This window comes from Alsobacter soli, assembly GCF_003004785.1.
GTDB classification, from domain to species: domain Bacteria; phylum Pseudomonadota; class Alphaproteobacteria; order Rhizobiales; family Beijerinckiaceae; genus Alsobacter; species Alsobacter soli.
In genome coordinates this window covers 1-15,631 of sequence record NZ_PVZS01000011.1, presented here as the reverse complement: position 1 = coordinate 15,631, position 15,631 = coordinate 1, and the positions used below count along the sequence as shown (strand labels likewise).

Here is a 15,631-nt window from a genome sequence, read left to right as displayed (position 1 = left end):
GGCAGTAGGGTAAAGCCGCCGCAAATAAAGGGGATCACATGACGACCTTCCGCCTTTACATGCGGGTCTTGCAGCAACTCGGGCCAGAGGCGCGGCTGGGGCTCCTTCTGGCGCTGGCCAATGTGGGCCTGGCGGTCGCCCAGTTCGCCGAGCCGCTGCTCTTCGGGCGCATCATCGACCTCCTGTCGCACGCGCAGGCGACCGGCACGCCGCCGAGCTGGAGCGAGCTGGCCCCGGTGATCGTCATCTGGGTGCTGTTCGGGCTCGCGACCATCGCGGGTGGCGTGCTCGTGGCCCTCCATGCCGACCGCATCGCCCACCGGCGGCGCCTCGCCATCATGGCGAACTTCTTCGAGCACGTGCTGACGCTGCCGCTGTCGTTTCATACGGCCACGCATTCCGGGCGCGTCCTGAAGGTGATGCTCGACGGCGCCGGCGGCATGCAGGGCCTCCTGCTGTCGTTCTTCCGCGAGCACTTCGCCTCGTTCGTGACGCTTGTCGTGCTCCTGCCGCTCAGCCTGTTCATCAACTGGCGGCTCGGCGGCCTCCTGCTGATCCTCATGGCGGTGTTCACCATCCTGACCACCAGCGTGCTGCGCAAGACCGAGACCATGCAGGGGTCGGTGGAGCGCTACAATTCCTCCCTCGCGGAGCACGCGTCGGACGCGCTGGGCAACGTGCCGGTGATCCAGAGCTTCACCCGGATCGAGCACGAGACCCGCGCCATGCGGGAGCTCACCGAGCAACTGCTCAAGGCCCAGATCCCCGTGCTCTCCTGGTGGGCGCTGGCCGCGGTGGCGACCCGCGCCTCGGCGACGCTCACCATCCTGGGCATCTTCCTGCTGGGCACCTACCTGAACCTCAAGGGGCTGGCCACCGTCGGCCAGATCGTCGCCTTCATGAGCCTCGCCACCATGCTGATCGCCCGCATGGAGCAGGTCGTCACCTTCATCAACACGCTGTTCCTGCAGGTTCCCAAGCTGAAGGAGTTCTTCGACGTTTGCGACACCACGCCGGCCGTGCGCGACGCGCCGGGCGCTCCCGATGTGGGCCGCGTGAAAGGCCATGTGGAGTTCCAGGACGTCAGCTTCTCGTATGACGGCAAGCGGTCGGCCGTCACGGACGTGAGCTTCAGCGTCCAGCCGGGCGAAACCATCGCGCTCGTCGGCGCCACCGGGTCCGGCAAGTCCACCACGCTTGGCCTGCTCCATCGGGCTTTCGACCCGCAGTCAGGCCGCATCATGATCGACGGCCACGACATCCGGGACATCTCGCTGACCTCGCTCCGGCGCAACATCGGCGTGGTGTTCCAGGAGCCCATGCTGTTCGCGCGCGAGATCGACGAGAACCTGCGCGTGGGCCGGCCCGACGCGACGGACGAGGACATCCGCATCGCGCTCGAGCGGGCCCAGGCGGCCGAGTTCATCCAGCGCCTGCCGGCCGGCGTGGACACCATGGTGGGCGAGCGCGGCCGCTCGCTGTCCGGCGGCGAGCGCCAGCGCATCTCCATCGCGCGGGCGCTGCTGAAGGACCCGCCCATACTGATCCTGGACGAGGCGACCTCGGCGCTGGACGCCGGCACGGAAGCGAAGCTCCAGAAGGCGCTGGAGGAGGTGATGGCCGGGCGCACGACCTTCGTGATCGCGCACCGCCTGGCCACGATCAGGTCCGCCAACCGCATCCTGGTGTTCGACCAGGGGCGGATCGTGGAGGCCGGCACCTTCGAGGCGCTCGTCTCCCAGGGCGGTCGCTTCGCAGCCCTTGCGCGGGCCCAGTTCATGGACGGCGGCGGCTCGACTGCCCCCGCCGTGGCGGCCAGCTGATCAGGCCTCTTGCTCAGCGTCCGGCGGCGCGACGACCCGGGGCCGAAAAACACGGACGCGGTGCCCGGGGGTTCGCGACAGGCTCTCGCCGACCTCCAGCAGGATCATGTCGAGAAGGCGCGCCACCAGGGGCTCCGTCTCCACCCTGGCGAGCCTGCGTGCGCTCGCGCACAGGGACATGATGTGCTCAAGGCGCTCGAGCTGGCTCATTTCCAATCCCTTTTCCCGGATCCGCCGTCGAGCAGCCTTCGACCGAACCGAAAGCGCTTGCGGCGGACCTCGCCAAAACGGGCCTCGCGTCTGCGAAGCCATCGCCGGACAACCCGGCCTTTTAAACAGTCGCGTGGACGGCGGAGCCGTCGGTCCGCAAATCGGACGCATCACGCCCACCGAGTAAGCCGATTTCGCCCCCTGAGCACAAGCCCCCGGCTGCCGCCCCGCGCCCCATGGCGGCGCCCGGCACAGGATCGAGGGCGTGACGGACCGAACGCCTGCGGCCAACTTTCACGCGGCGCGACGTTTCGACAGATCGGGGGCGGCCCCTGCCTGAGGGGCGAGGCCTCAAGGCCCGGCGGGTAGGGGCGGCATAGGATGGCGACGACCAGGGGCAGGAACGCCTGCCGCCCCTGGTGGAGCGCGGTGGCACCGGTCGCCGGCGTGGAGAGGGGCCGAACTGGGCGGCCTGCGAGCGGCCGGTACCTGCGCGCGGGATGGCGGCGCGGCCGCTCCCAACTGCGTCGCCATGGCCCGGCCGCCTTGAACTCAGCGCCTGGGCGGCTCGCCGGTCGTGCCGGTCCCGAGCTTGTTGGCGCGTTCGTCCTGCACGTCCACCTCCGTGCGGCGGACGGTGTCGTTGATGGTCTCTTTTCGGTTCTCGACGTCCTTACGGACGACCAGCTCCTCGCGAACGCGGGCCTCCTTCGCCACGACCGCCTGCTCCGCCTTTTCGTCGAGCTCCACGGTCCGCTCCTTGAACGGGTCGATGTCGCCTGCCAGTTCGCGGTCGACCGGCCGCCGTTCCACCGAGACCCGCTCCTCGCGCAGGGTCACCTGCTCCGAGACAGGCTCCTCGACCACGTAGCTCCTGACCCGGACGCGGCCGCCTTCGCGGATTCGCTTGCCAACGCGCAATTGCTCCTCGGCGATGGGAATGACCTCTTCAGCCCGACCGGACTGGCCCGTGGAGGCCATCCTGTCAGTGGCGGATCCACTCGTGGGGCCGCCATAGGATCCTGCCGCCCCCATGGAGGATGCGCTCACCGGCGCGGATGTCCCCGTGGACGCCGTTCCCGCGTAGTCCGAGCCCGCGTAGCCGGACCAGCCCTGCGAGCGCCAGGCGGCTTCGCGCTGGTCCAGATCGAGCGTGCCTTCGTCATCGAGGATGTCGGCGGCGCGCTCATAGGTGTCGGGCGTCGTGCGGACCGAGACGAGATAGCCGCCGCGCCGCAATCCTTCCGCATAGACGTGGCGGTCTTCCTCGGGGAAAAACAGGTCGCGCAGCGAAGCCCAGAAGCCTTCGCCCGAGCCGCTGTATTCCTCGTTGTAGCCGGAAGCCGACTGGTTGCCCTCGACCATGCGGATGTCCTCTCGGGCGAAGCCCTCCTCGGTCAGGGCCTGGACCGCCCTCTCCGCCTCGGCCCTGCTCTTGAACATGGCTGTCACGTTGCGAGCGCCCGTTCCGCTCATCTGGCCGGCCGTCGAGGCTTGATATGCGTCAGACATCGTCCGATTTCCTTTCTTCGTTCACTGGCACGCGCTCCACGACAGCTTCCTGGGTTCGGAGCGCGATCGGCCTCCGGAACGTCTCGACATGGCGATTGCGGCGGACATGAAGTTCTTCGCGCAGCACGAGGCGCTTCTCGAGCACCACCACCTCCTCGAGAACAGGAATGATGGTGACCTCTCCCTCGGTGCGCACGCCTGGCGCTTGGCTCACCTCGCGTCCGATCGGCACACGAACGACATCGAGTTCCTCGCTCGCCAAGTCCATCTCGGCGAGTTCGGTCCTCTCGTGGGTTCGCGTGCTTATCCTGACGCGCTCCGTCGTGACCGTCTCCTTCCTGACGGAAAGAGATTCCTCGGCCACCGGGAGCACCTCTTTCGGCGCCTCCCCCGAAGGCGGCGTGCCCTGTTCAATGCCCATGCGATCCGTTCCTTGGAGGAAGCCCAATTCCAAGGCGGGTGCGATGTTCCCGCCGTGGCCAGGTCCGTGCGAGAATTCGTTAACCATCACGGCCCAGTCTGCGCCCAGATCAGGAGGCGCGGGATGCGGCGTATCGAGGTTGTCGAAGGGCTTTCGGTCCGATTTCCGGGACGGTCGCAGGAATTCGTCGAAGGCGTCGAAATAGGGCTTCTTGCGGCCGCTCTCGCGACCTCCGCACCCGAGATCGTCATGCGTCTTGCATCAGACGCCCTGGAGCAGGCCCAGCAGCTTGCTCATGAGTTGGGGTACCTGACGTTTCCAGACACGCGGGCCGTGGATGGGGACACCGTCGAGGTCCGCTTCAGGAGTCGCTCCGCCCGGCCGCGTCTCCAACTCGTGCGGTGACACTCCCGGAGAGCCTCCCCGGTTCACTCGGGACGTTGGCGCTCTTCGCTCGGCCGGCGAGTTCGCGAAACAACGCCTCCCAACGCTGCACGACCGCCGCTGCCGAAAACGCGTTCTCCACGGTCCTGCGCAGACCATCGCCGAGCCGCCGCCGAAGGTCCGGCCCGACGACGAGCCTGCTGACCGCCGCCGCCGCGGCGGCGGGATCCCGGTGCGGAACAAAGAGCCCGGTTTTTTCCTCGTCGATCTGTTCCACCACGCCGTTGTCGCGTGTCGCCACCACCGCGAGCCGTGCTGCGCCGGCCTCGGCGATGACGTGCGGCATGCCTTCGCCTTCGGATAGCCAGACGAAGATGTCGAAGCCTGTCAGGAGACGCGGCACGTCAGGGCGGTCGCCCAGGAACGACAGCCTGTTCATCAGACCCAGCGATGCCGTGAGGTCCCGCAGCTCCGCCGCAAATTCGGGCATGAAGGCGTCCGGCCCGCCGACCACGAGGAACCGGGTGTCGGCGTGGCGCCCGGCCACCGATGCGGCCGCGTGAATGAAGTCCTCGACGCGCTTCTTGCGGTCGAGGCGCCCGACCCACCCGACGAGGATGTCCGATCCAGACAGCCCCAGTTCCGCCCGCACGAAGTCGCGCTGCCCTTCCGGGAACTCCCCGAGGTCGACCATGCTGGGGATTTCGAGGGCGTGGTGGGCGCGCCCCTGCATTCGGGAGGCAGCCGCGTCGCGGATGGCCGCGCAGACGCCGACATAGCGCGCCGTCAGGTCCTTTGGTCCGGCGAGGGCCTCTGAGACCAATCCGCCGTGCTCGATCAAGGGTGGAGGGCGCTCCATCTTGCGTAGAGCCGGGTAGACGTCCGGAACCGCCTGGCAGGCCACGACCACGTCGTAGTCCAGCATCTTGCGCGCGAGATAGTCCACCGTCTCCTCGAACGAGAGCGCATAGGGCGTTTCGTCCACGTCGACGCCCAGCGCCCGCAGCTGGTGGATTGTCTGCTCCGGCATGCCGTCCCGGCGGAAGCAGGCCACTACGTCCAGGTTGAACCTGTTCGGGTCCAGATGCCTGGCGAGCAGCCGGACCTCGGTCTCTTCGCCGCCCACCACAAGCCAGGCGAACACGAACAGGATTCGCACGGGCCCATCGCCGCCCACGGGTCAGGCCTCTCCCGGCGGCGCGAAGGCGAACACCACCTGCATGAAGTCCGGGCGATCGCGGACGAGGGCGCCCAGAAAGTCGGGGCCCTCCTCGAACGGGACGACGTGAGACACGAGGCGCTGTCGAATGGCGGCGCCGTCCTGCGCCAGCAACCCCAGGGTCTCCCCGGCCAGACGCTGCCGGCTCCACGCGAAGGAGCAGCCGCGCGGGACGCGGCCGATCTGGGCGCAGCGGATGGCGAGGCCATTGTGGTGGAACTCTTCGCCGAGCCGCAGGGCTTCCGCGCCCTCCTGGTAAAAGGCGAGGTCGATGACCGCGCCCTGGGGCCGTAACGCCTTCAGGCTCTGGTGCAGGGCCGCCCCGGACGCCCGGCACTGAAACACCACGTCGGCGCCACGGTCGCTCGCCCCATTGCGCCAGCGGTCCTTCACGTGAACCCAGGCCTGCTCCTCGTCCAAGGTCTCGAACCCGAGCGCCTCGGCCCTGGCTCGTCGGCGCCAGGACGGGTCCACGACGATCACCGCGCCCGCGCCGAAACGGCGGGCGAAGAGCGCGGTCAACATGCCGACGACGCCGCCTCCCATGACGAGGACGCGCCGACCGGCGACGCCGTCGCCGAGGCTGCGGACGTCCGGCCCCACGGCGTCCGCCGCCGCGTGCAGGAGTCCGTTTGCGCAGATCGGCCCCATCTGGGCGACGAAGACGCCAAGGAGGGGGTCAAGGTCGGGCGGGAGCGGCGCGTAGAAGGACTCCAGAGCGTCGGCCGTATGGGCCGTCTTGTGGCCATAGGCCATGGCGACGACCTCGCCTTCCCGGGGCGCCTGGGCGCGGCTCTCGACCACGCGCCCGACCTCCATGTAGCCGAGGAAGGGCACGGGATAGGACGCGGACGGCTCATCCGCGACGAAGACGCCATAGGGCTCGTCCCAGCGCGCCCGCAGGTAGGGATTGGTGCCTTTCAGGAAGGTGAGTTCGGTCCCGGCTGACAGGCCGCTGAACATCGTCTCCACCCTGAAATGGCCGTCGGGCAAGGGGCCCTCCTCGTAGGAGAAGAACCCTGCGAGCCCGGGCTCCTTCACGCCCAGGGAGCGAACAGTCAGGCCCGCCATCAGCGTGCCCCGTCGACAGGCGGGCCCCGGCGGGGCTGGATGGGGCGGCGGTCGCGCGCCGATCGGGCCGCCGCGATGGCGAGCCGGTGGGTTTCGAGCGCGTCCAGATAGGGCGCTCGGATGCGGTTCGCCCGTCCGGCGACCGCGTCAACAAAGTCGCGGTCCTCGCGTACGAAAGGGTCGCCCTGGGCGGACCGGACCGGGCGGCCTGCGCCGACATCGACCATCAGGTCGAACTCGGTGAGCTCGATGGCCATGCCGTCGCAGAACAGGTTCAGCCCGATCCTGTGCGGCCAGCCGAGCAGGCAGGTGGACGAGATCGAGCCCACGGCCCCGGACGCGAAGCGCAGGGCCGCGGTGGACGCCTCGTCGACGTCGCAGTCCGGGTAGGCGTCCCGCCCCGTCCGGCCCGCCATGGCGGCCACCTCGTCCACCGGCCCGACCAGCAGCCGGGCCAGGTCGAAGATGTGGGTGGTCTGCTCCACCATCTGCCCGCCGGACTGGTCCTGCCTGGACCACCATGCTGGCGGCGGGGTGGAGTCCAGCCAGTATCCCGTGACAAGCCGGGCCGGCTTGCGCGCGAGGAGCTCCATAGCCTCTTCCGTGGTGTCCAGGTAGCGCCAGTGATACCCGACTGCGGTCACCAGCCCGCTCCTTGCGACCAGCGCCCCGATGGCTTCGGCCTGCTCCTCGGCGGCCGCGAGCGGTTTCTCGACGAAGAAGGGGACGCCGCGCTCAACCAGGTCGCGTTCCGGCGCGCCATGAGCGAAAGGCGGGAGGCACACGTAGCAAGCGTCGATCTGCTCCGCCTCAAGCATGGCCCGGTGATCGGCGTAGGGCCGGGCGCCGGTCCGCGCCGCCGCCTCGGCCGCCCTTTCGGGCACAGGATCGGCGACTGCCGCGATAGCGACGTCGTCAAAGCCCTGCAGGTTGGCCATGTGCCGGCGGGCGATGCCGCCCGCCCCAATGAATCCGATGCGCATCCGGGCCATCGTCACTCCTGTGATTGGCTTTCCTGGGGTCGGGCCGAGGCGATCGCGGCGCGGTAGAGGGCGAGGTGGTCGGCCGCCATCCGCGCTGCGCTGAAGCGCTCCGCCCAGACCGTTCGAGCGGCCCGCGCGCGGGCAGCGGCGGCGGATGGATCCGCCAAGGCGGCGGCCACCGCCCGGGCGAGGCCTGAGGGGTCCGAAGGGGGCGCGAGCAGGCCCGTGACGCCGTCCTGCACGGCTTCGCGCGTGCCCTGCGCGTCGGTCGCCACGACCGGCAAGCCGGCCTGCATGGCCTCGAGCGCCACCAGGGGGTGTCCTTCGAACAGGGAGGGCAGCACGAAAAGGTCGGCGGCCGCCATGAGGTCCGGAATGTCCCGGCGGTGGCCGAGGAGGCGGACGGCGTCGCAAAGCCCGGCCTCGGCGATGCGGTCCCGCAGCTCGCCCGCGAGCGGGCCCGAGCCGGCCCAGAGGAACCGGGCGTCCGGCCTGCCGGCCAGGATCTCTTGGGCGGCCTGCAGCAGGACCGCGTGGCCCTTCTGTGGCGCAAGGCGAGCCACGGTGAGGATCACCGGCGCGTCGCCGGGGAGGCCCAAGCGCTTCCGCATGTCGGTGCGGGTCCGGACGGGGCTGGCGGGAGCCACCCCGTTCGGGATGACGTGGACAAGGCCCGGGGGGACCCCCTCCCGCACATAGCTTTCGCGCGAGTCCTCGGAGACGCACACCAGGCCGTGCAGGTGAGGCAGGAGTTCGGCGTGCCAGAGGCGATGCCGCGGCTCGGCGAGGATGTAGGGGAGGTGCTCGGTTCGGAGCGTGACGGGCGTGCCGGCCTCCCTCGAGGCATAGGGCGCGGGCAGCCCCTCCCAGCCGGCGCCGGCATGGGTGTGGAAGACCTCGACGCTCTCCTCTTTCAGAAAACGCACGAGGCTCCACCACGCGCCTGGCCGATCCCACCATTCGAGCGCGAAAACGCGACAGCCCAGTTCGCTCGCCCTCTTGAGGATGCGCCGGCCGCCCGGCGTGCGGCGCGCCACGACGCTGACCTGGCATGATCCCCGGAGCGACGCGGCGAGGGTCAGCATGTGTTCACCGACCCCGGAAGGGTCCCGGCTGTCCGTGAACAGGCACACGCGAAGGCGGTTCGGGCGCGCCAGCACAGGGCCATGCGCGAGCAGAAGGCCGCTGCTCGCGTCCCGGACCGCCTGCTGCTGGTGAACGGCCTTGTCCATGCAGGTTCCCGCTCCACCACCGGCAACGAGGAACCTGCGCCAGGGTTGCAGGCGCTTCCCTCTGCCACGTCCAGATCTGCAGGCCTGTGGCGCAGCGCTTTATTACAATTCCGAAATATCCGCGCCGGACACAGGCGCGCCGATGCGTTTGCGCCGTGAAGGCAACGTTCATCCAACGGCTGCGTTGAAGTATCCGCACGGAGAGATTCAAATGCCCGCGGCCGATACTGCGAATACAGACATGGCAGACCCCGAAGTCCGCAGCCCTGTCGTTGGCTCATCCAAGCCACGGCTCCTGGATGTTCTCGGACCGGGGCTGATCACGGGCGCCTCCGACGACGATCCAAGCGGCATCGCGACCTATTCTCAAGCTGGAGCGCAATTCGGGTACGGCCTGAACTGGGTCATGCTGCTGACGCTGCCGCTCATGGTGTCGGTTCAGATGATCAGCGCCCGCATCGGCCGAACCACCGGGCGCGGGCTCGCCCGGAACCTGCGCGACCATTATCCGGCCTGGCTCCTGCGCGGCATCGTGTTCGCCGTGGTGATCGCCAACACGATCAACATCGGGGCGGATCTCGGCGCCATGGCGGACGCCGTGCGCCAGGTCGCAGGCGGCCCTGCCTGGGTCTATCTGCTCGGGTTCGGCCTGCTTTCGGTCCTGCTGCAGGTCTTCATGCAGTACACACGCTACGTGGCGATCCTGAAATGGCTGAGCGCCGCGCTGTTCGCCTATGTGGTGACGCTGTTGATGGTCCATGTGGACTGGGCGGAGGCGGGCAAGCGGCTCGTCGTTCCGCAATTCCAGTGGAGCAAGGACTACGTCACCCTCATCGTGGCGGTGCTGGGCACCACGATCAGCCCCTACCTGTTCTTCTGGCAGGCGGCGCAGGAGGCCGAGGACGTGCGCGAGATCCCGCGCCGTCAGCGCCTCACACGCGCCCCCCACCAGGCCCGCGCCGCCTTTCGCCGGATCGAGACCGACACCGTGGTGGGCATGGCGTTCTCCAACCTCGTCGCCCTGGCGATCATGATCACGACCGCCGCAACCCTGGGCGCCAGCGGCGTGACCAACATCGAGAGCTCAGCCCAGGCCGCGGAAGCGCTGCGCCCCATCGCCGGGCCGTACGCGTCGACGCTCTTCGCGCTCGGCATCGTGGGCACCGGAATCCTCGCGATCCCGGTGCTGGCCGGATCGGCCGCCTATGCGCTCGGAGAGGCTATGAGGTGGAAGACCGGGCTCGCCATGCAGTGGTTCGAGGCGCGGTCGTTCTATGCGACCGTCGCCTTCTCCACCCTCGTCGGGATGGCCATGGACTTCAGCCCGCTGGATCCCATCAAGGCGCTGTTCTGGAGCGCGGTGGTCAACGGCGTCGTGGCCGTGCCGGTGATGGCGGTCATGATGGTGGTGGCCCGAAGCCCCAGGGCCATGGGCAAGTTCGCGATCGGCGGCAAGCTGCTGGCGGCAGGCTGGATCGCGACGGCCCTGATGGGCGCGGCCGCCGCCGCGATGCTGGTCAGCCTCGTGCTGTGACGAACCCGAAGACCGATCCTGGACGCCCGCGCGACAGCCGCTCGCGCCTGTCCACGCGACCGCATCTCCGCCGGGTGGTCGGGAGGTCGGCGGGGAGCAGCCGGCCCGGCTCTCAGCCGCGCCCCATGGCGTAGAACTCGCGGTTGGGGCGCATGCTCGTCACATTGGCGAGCCGGTTCGACATGCCGAAGAAGGCCGCAATGGCGGCGATGTCCCAGGCGTCTTCTTCGTCGAAGCCGTGCGCCTGGAGAGTCGCGAGATCCGCATCTCCGACCCGATGCGCCGACTGGCTCACCTTCATGGCGAAGTCGAGCATGGCCTTCTGCCGGTCCGTGATGTCGGCCTTGCGGTAGTTCACCGCGACCTGGTCGGCGATCAGCGGGTCCTTGGCGCGAATGCGCAGGATGGCGCCGTGCGCGACGACGCAATACTGGCACTGGTTCGCGTTCGACGTCGCCACCACGATCATCTCGCGCTCGGCCTTGGTCAGGTTGCCGGGCTTGTCCATCAGGGCGTCGTGATAGGCGAAGAATGCGCGGAACTCGTCCGGACGATGGGCAAGCACCAGAAACACGTTCGGGATGAACCCCGACTTCTCCTGTACGGCCTCGATACGCCGGCGAATGTCGGCCGGCATGTCGGCGAGGTCCGGGACCGGGAAGCGGCTGACAGGTTGATCCTTCGCTGACATCGGTGGTCTCCCTGGGATCTGCTTGTGAGGCTTAGAGAAATGCCTGCCTCGGGCCCGCGTGTGATGAACTGACCGGCTGATTCATGACATCAACCAGCCGTCACTCCGAGGCAAGGCTTGTGACGACGTCCAGCAGGATGGACGCCCCTGCGATGATGTCGGCGTCAGGCGTGTTCTCGCGAGGATTGTGACTGATCCCGCCGAGGCTGGGCACGAAGATCATGGCGGCCGGGGCGACACGGGCGATCATCTGCGCGTCGTGTCCGGCGCCCGACGTCATTCGCCGGCACGCGAGGCCGCGCGTCCGGGCTGCGGTTTCGATCATGGCGACGAGGCGGTAATCGAATGTCACCGGCTGGAAACGCGCCAGGCGCTCGACCGAGATCGCCACGCCTTCGGAATCCTGCAGCTTGTCGAGATAGCCGGCCAGCGCAGCCTCTTCCTCCTGCAGACGCGCCTCATCGGGATCGCGCAGGTCCACCGTGAAGGTGGCGCGGGAGGGAATGACGTTGATGGCGTCAGGCTCGAAGCGCATGCATCCGATGGTGGCGACCGTCGGCGTGTTCGAGGCCCGCGCCCGGTCGCTCAGGAAGGTCACCACGCGGGCTGCGGCGACCCCGGCGTCCCGGCGCAGGCTCATCGGGGTCGTGCCGGCGTGGTTCGCTTCGCCCACGATGGTGACCCGCTGCCACGAAATGCCTTGCAGGGTGGCGACCGCCCCGATCGAGAACCCCTCGCGCTCCAGCACCGGCCCCTGCTCGACATGCAGCTCGAGATAGGCATGGGGCTTCAGGAAGCCTGGTTCCTCGGCGCCGGCGTAGCCGATCCGCTCCAGTTCCGCTCCGAGGATCGCGCCATCCGTGCCGACGGAGGCGAGAGCGTCCTCGACCGACAGCCCGCCCGCCGTCACAAGCGACCCCATCATGTCGGGGGCGTAGCGGACACCTTCCTCGTTCGTGAACGCCGCGACCGCCAGCGGGCGGCGCGGAGCGAAACCGCCCTCCTTCAGGGCCTGGATCACCTCCAGGCCGCCCAGCACGCCGGTGCAGCCATCATAGATGCCGGCGTCGATCACCGTGTCGATGTGTGAGCCCATCATCACGGGCGGCGCCTTCGGGTCGACGCCGGCGCGCCAGACGCCGAACATGTTGCCGATGCGGTCGACAGCCACCTCCAGGCCGGCCTCGCGCATCCAGGCCGCCAGCAGGTCGCGCCCCGCCTTGTCGGCGTCGGATCCGGCGAGCCGAACGAGACGGCCTTGCCCGTCCCGGCCGACGTCGCCAAGCGTGCGAAGCCGGCCAAGAAGACGGGCCGCATTGACGACGCCGACGCTCATGCGAACACTCCTGGCTGAGATCCTGCGGGTTTTGCGAGGACCTCCTGGGGCGAGAGTCCGACCAGCTTCGCGTAGAGTTGCGGATCGGTGGCGCCCTCCGTGTTGAAGACCAGCACCCGGGAAGCGCTGTCCAGCCGGAGCGCCGACCGCGCGCCTGGATCGGCCGCGGCCCGCACGAGACCGGCGAGGCCAACGCCGCCACTCTCGCCCGCCACGATGGCAGGATCGCCCGCGCCAGGCCGGGCGAGGCGGTTCATGATGGCCACCGCGTCCTCCTCCTCGACGGTCATGAAGGCCTCCGCAGCCCGCGACAGCACGCGCCAGGCGATCAGGGACGGCTCGTAGCATTCGAGCATCGCCATGACGGTTGGCTCTCCGTGCGCCACCTTCACGGGGCGTCCCGCCTGCGCGGTCGCGTAGATGCAGGCGGCCCGTGCGGGCTCGACCACGACGACGCTGGGGCGTCGATCTCCAAACAGCGCGGCCAGATGCCCGGCCACGGCCGCCGCAACGCCACCCACGCCAGCCTGCACGAAGACGTGCGTCGGGACCTCGGCCACCGCCCCCAGGGCCTCCCGCAGCATGGCCGTGTAGCCCTGCATGACGAGCCCGGGAATCCGCTCGTAACCCGGCCAGGACGTGTCGGAGACAATCGTCCAGCCCTTCTCCGCGGCGACCCGCGCGGCCTCGGCGACGGAATCGTCATAGGTCCCGTCGACCCGGACCATCTCGGCTCCGAAGCGGGCGATGGCGCCCACGCGCTCCTGGCTGACGCCCCCATGCACGAAGATCGCGGCCCGCGCCCCGACCAGCCTCGCGCCCTGTGCGACAGAGCGGCCGTGGTTGCCGTCCGTGGCGCAGGCGAACGTCATGCCTGCGGCGATGGACCGGATTTCGGGCGAGCCAAGCTCTGCGTAGTCCACCGGCCGCCCCAGGCGCCGCCCGGCTTCCTCGAGCACAAGCCGGACGACCGCATAGGCTCCGCCCAGGGCCTTGAAGCTTCCCAGGCCTAGGCGGAAGCCCTCGTCCTTGACGCAGATCGCACCGACGTCCAGCGCGGCGGCGAGGCCTGGAAGACGGTGCAGGGGCGTGGGCGCGTGGTCGTCGCGGTGGGCCAGGAACCGTCCGGCCTCGGCCGCGCCCGCGAGGCCGAGCATGTCGGCGTCCGCCGGGTCGAGCGGCTTTCGGTAGTCAGGATGCGCATTCGCCAGGAGCATGCGAGGGCCTCTTCGTTCGACGCCGCGAGACGATATTGCAGCGCTCACGAGAAAGGCGCTCTTATCGGCGCTTCCGGATGCAAGTTTCTTTCGTGCGAGACCGCCGTGGCGAGACGTCCACCCACGATCACCCTCGACTCCTTCGACCTCGGCATCCTGGCGATCCTGCAGCGGGACACGACCACGCCGCAACGGGTGATCGGGGAGGCCGTGCACCTCTCGGCGCCAGCGGTGCAGCGCCGGATCCGGCGCATGGAAGAGGCCGGCGTGATCCAGGCGCATGTCGCCGTGATCGATCCTGCGCTCGTCGGCCAGTCGATCACGATATTCGTCGAGGTCGAGGTGATCAGCGAGACCGCAGACCTGCTCGACGCCGCCAAGCGGGACTTCGCGGCGGCCCCCGAGGTGCAGCAGTGCTATTACGTGACCGGCGAGGCCGACTTCGTGCTGGTCGTCGTCGTTCCGAGCATGGCGGCTTACGAAAGCCTGACGCGCCGTCTCTTCTTCAACAACCCCAACGTGAAGCGCTTCCGCACCTTCGTGGCCATGGACCGGGTCAAGGTCGGCCTCGCCGTTCCGCTCGATGAGGCGAGCGGTGGGAGCACTGTCGGCTGATCAAGGCCCCGGCCCACGCGCGAGCGGGCGATCAGGGGCGCCCCGCGCACGCGGCCGACATCAAGCGAAATTTCAGGGCTGAGTCGATGGTGCCGCAAGAGGGATTCGAACCCCCGACCCCCTCATTACGAATGAGGTGCTCTACCAGCTGAGCTATTGCGGCGACGCGCGAGCGTCTTAGACGGATCGGGGCGGCTTGGCAAGGCCGCCCCGTGCGATTGGCGCATAAAGACGGGACCTGGCGGAATGCCTCGGGTCAGGCCTACTCCGTGGCTTCGAGCTGGCCCAGGAAGGGCGCCTGGCGGCTCATTGCAGGAACAGGACGCCGCTTCGCTGGGGCCGGTCCTCGAGATCCGGGCCCGGGTCGTCAGGGGCGGAGGCGAGCGGGAAGACCACTTCGGCCGGCGCCGGCTTGCGGAGGCGCGCCTCGCCGGTGGCCCGCATCGGCGATACGGCGGCGGCGGGCGACGGCGCATGGGGCTGGGGAGCCGGGGCGGGCGTCACGGTCGGAGCGGGGGCGGACGCCGGCCCCTTGGGCTCCGGACCCGGCGCCTCGGCGGGGACCGCCAGAGGGGCGGGGGCGGCGACTGGAACCGCGGAGGCCTCCGCTATGGCGGGTTCAGGCTTCGGAGCCGTGGGGGCGGCCTGCGCAGGAGCGGCTTGCTCGTCGCCTTTCGGCCCAGGCACCGGGGCGGCGGATGATTCGGTCCCCTTCCCCTCGGAGCCGGCCGGCGCTGGTTCCGGAGCGGGGGCGACCGGCGCGGCCGGGGCGGAGGGCTCCTGCACAAGCTGCTCCCTGGGGGCTTCGAGGACGGGCGCAGGCGCCTCGTCCACGTCCGCCATCACGTCTTCCGAGGACGGCAGGGCGGTCGTCGCGGACCGCGCGGGCGGCTCGGCGGGCGCCTCGATCTGCTCGACGGGCGTTCCCCACGTAAAGGCGTCCAGGCGTCCCGTCACCGGCGACACCGGCGCCCAGCGGTCCGCGATGACGCCGTCGGCGATCCAGGCGGGGTCGCGCGGGGCGCGCGAGGCGCGGGCGAGCCACTCGCGCACGCCGCCCGCGGACCCGTCCGCCTCCTCGAGGTCGGCCATGAGCAGGCACACGCGCGTGCCCGGGCGGCCCTCGAGCAGGGGCGCGAGCGCCTTGCGCGCGCGCGCGTAGTCGTGCGCGCCCAGGGCCGCGCCCGCGACCGCGAGCCTGCCCTCGGGATCGTGCGGGCGCAGCGCGTGCAGGCGCTCGGCGCGGGCCAGGCGGTCGCGCGCGGAATCGCCCGGGCGCACGTCCAGGTATGCGGCCGCCAGGTCCGGGTGCCCGCCCGCGTGCGTCCACGCGTGCTCGACCGCCTTGGACGCGCGCCGGAGCTCGCCCTTGCGCGCGTGCAG

12 protein-coding genes, 1 tRNA gene and 2 pseudogenes are annotated in these 15,631 nt (G+C 69.7%); 3 read left to right on the top strand and 12 right to left on the bottom strand.

Annotation, left to right across the window (positions count from 1 at the left end; translation table 11 throughout):
- Positions 1-38: 38 nt before the first annotated feature.
- The gene (locus tag SLNSH_RS11540) at positions 39-1,823 is read left to right on the top strand and encodes a glucan ABC transporter ATP-binding protein/ permease (RefSeq protein ID WP_106337154.1); all 1,785 of its coding nucleotides are present in this window, start codon (positions 39-41) and stop codon (positions 1,821-1,823) included.
- Here SLNSH_RS11540 and SLNSH_RS11535 read toward each other — a convergent pair whose 3' ends face one another.
- From SLNSH_RS11535 to SLNSH_RS25355, 7 genes and pseudogenes are all read right to left on the bottom strand, one after another.
- On the bottom strand, positions 1,824-2,033 hold the full coding sequence (locus tag SLNSH_RS11535; protein ID WP_106337153.1) for a hypothetical protein: 210 nt from the start codon (positions 2,031-2,033) through the stop codon (positions 1,824-1,826). It lies immediately after the preceding gene.
- A gap of 552 nt (positions 2,034-2,585) precedes the next feature.
- Positions 2,586-3,545 (bottom strand): DUF2382 domain-containing protein, encoded by a 960-nt coding sequence (locus tag SLNSH_RS11530; protein ID WP_245422272.1) that lies wholly within the window; start codon positions 3,543-3,545, stop codon positions 2,586-2,588.
- Positions 3,538-4,053 carry a YsnF/AvaK domain-containing protein gene (locus SLNSH_RS11525; protein ID WP_106337152.1) on the bottom strand — a complete coding sequence of 172 codons (516 nt, stop codon included), beginning with the start codon at positions 4,051-4,053 and terminating at the stop codon, positions 3,538-3,540. Before SLNSH_RS11525 ends, SLNSH_RS11530 begins: the two co-directional genes overlap by 8 nt.
- Before the next feature lie 355 nt (positions 4,054-4,408).
- A pseudogene (locus SLNSH_RS11515) lies at positions 4,409-5,527 on the bottom strand (glycosyltransferase family 4 protein); the annotation flags it as partial.
- A 3-nt stretch (positions 5,528-5,530) separates the two neighbouring features.
- On the bottom strand, positions 5,531-6,640 hold the full coding sequence (locus tag SLNSH_RS25365) for a zinc-binding dehydrogenase (protein WP_245422270.1): 1,110 nt from the start codon (positions 6,638-6,640) through the stop codon (positions 5,531-5,533).
- Positions 6,640-7,623, bottom strand: a complete 984-nt coding sequence (locus SLNSH_RS25360) for a Gfo/Idh/MocA family protein (RefSeq protein ID WP_245422268.1) — start codon at positions 7,621-7,623, stop codon at positions 6,640-6,642. Before SLNSH_RS25360 ends, SLNSH_RS25365 begins: the two co-directional genes overlap by 1 nt.
- Before the next feature lie 11 nt (positions 7,624-7,634).
- Positions 7,635-8,855 carry a glycosyltransferase gene (locus SLNSH_RS25355; protein WP_245422266.1) on the bottom strand — a complete coding sequence of 407 codons (1,221 nt, stop codon included), beginning with the start codon at positions 8,853-8,855 and terminating at the stop codon, positions 7,635-7,637.
- Positions 8,856-9,096: 241 nt separating this feature from the next.
- On the opposite strand from SLNSH_RS25355, the gene SLNSH_RS11505 reads away from it, so the two are divergent.
- Positions 9,097-10,389, top strand: a complete 1,293-nt coding sequence (locus SLNSH_RS11505) for an Nramp family divalent metal transporter (protein WP_210202505.1) — start codon at positions 9,097-9,099, stop codon at positions 10,387-10,389.
- A 112-nt stretch (positions 10,390-10,501) separates the two neighbouring features.
- Here SLNSH_RS11505 and SLNSH_RS11500 read toward each other — a convergent pair whose 3' ends face one another.
- The 3 genes from SLNSH_RS11500 to SLNSH_RS11490 form a co-directional block, all read right to left on the bottom strand.
- A complete protein-coding gene (locus SLNSH_RS11500) occupies positions 10,502-11,080 on the bottom strand; it encodes a peroxidase-related enzyme (RefSeq protein WP_106337148.1) in 579 nt (192 codons plus the stop codon).
- 100 nt (positions 11,081-11,180) lie between these two features.
- Entirely contained in the window at positions 11,181-12,416 is a 1,236-nt protein-coding gene (locus SLNSH_RS11495; protein WP_106337147.1) for a Zn-dependent hydrolase, read from the bottom strand.
- Positions 12,413-13,633, bottom strand: a complete 1,221-nt coding sequence (locus SLNSH_RS11490) for a diaminopropionate ammonia-lyase (protein ID WP_106337146.1) — start codon at positions 13,631-13,633, stop codon at positions 12,413-12,415. The genes SLNSH_RS11495 and SLNSH_RS11490 overlap by 4 nt, the downstream gene beginning before the upstream one ends.
- A gap of 105 nt (positions 13,634-13,738) precedes the next feature.
- Here SLNSH_RS11490 and SLNSH_RS11485 point away from each other — a divergent pair, with 105 nt between their 5' ends.
- Positions 13,739-14,248, top strand: a complete 510-nt coding sequence (locus tag SLNSH_RS11485) for an Lrp/AsnC family transcriptional regulator (protein WP_245422264.1) — start codon at positions 13,739-13,741, stop codon at positions 14,246-14,248.
- 87 nt (positions 14,249-14,335) lie between these two features.
- Here SLNSH_RS11485 and SLNSH_RS11480 read toward each other — a convergent pair.
- Positions 14,336-14,411, bottom strand: a tRNA-Thr gene (locus tag SLNSH_RS11480).
- Positions 14,412-14,554: 143 nt separating this feature from the next.
- Positions 14,555-15,631: pseudogene (locus SLNSH_RS25585) on the bottom strand (hypothetical protein); the annotation flags it as partial.

Coding starts and splice junctions, on each gene's coding strand:
- SLNSH_RS11540 (WP_106337154.1), top strand. CDS start 39: ATGACGACCTTCCGCCTTTACATGCGGGTCTTGCAGCAACTCGGGCCA.
- SLNSH_RS11535 (WP_106337153.1), bottom strand. CDS start 2,033: ATGAGCCAGCTCGAGCGCCTTGAGCACATCATGTCCCTGTGCGCGAGC.
- SLNSH_RS11530 (WP_245422272.1), bottom strand. CDS start 3,545: ATGTCTGACGCATATCAAGCCTCGACGGCCGGCCAGATGAGCGGAACG.
- SLNSH_RS11525 (WP_106337152.1), bottom strand. CDS start 4,053: ATGGTTAACGAATTCTCGCACGGACCTGGCCACGGCGGGAACATCGCA.
- SLNSH_RS25365 (WP_245422270.1), bottom strand. CDS start 6,640: ATGGCGGGCCTGACTGTTCGCTCCCTGGGCGTGAAGGAGCCCGGGCTC.
- SLNSH_RS25360 (WP_245422268.1), bottom strand. CDS start 7,623: ATGCGCATCGGATTCATTGGGGCGGGCGGCATCGCCCGCCGGCACATG.
- SLNSH_RS25355 (WP_245422266.1), bottom strand. CDS start 8,855: ATGGACAAGGCCGTTCACCAGCAGCAGGCGGTCCGGGACGCGAGCAGC.
- SLNSH_RS11505 (WP_210202505.1), top strand. CDS start 9,097: ATGGCAGACCCCGAAGTCCGCAGCCCTGTCGTTGGCTCATCCAAGCCA.
- SLNSH_RS11500 (WP_106337148.1), bottom strand. CDS start 11,080: ATGTCAGCGAAGGATCAACCTGTCAGCCGCTTCCCGGTCCCGGACCTC.
- SLNSH_RS11495 (WP_106337147.1), bottom strand. CDS start 12,416: ATGAGCGTCGGCGTCGTCAATGCGGCCCGTCTTCTTGGCCGGCTTCGC.
- SLNSH_RS11490 (WP_106337146.1), bottom strand. CDS start 13,633: ATGCTCCTGGCGAATGCGCATCCTGACTACCGAAAGCCGCTCGACCCG.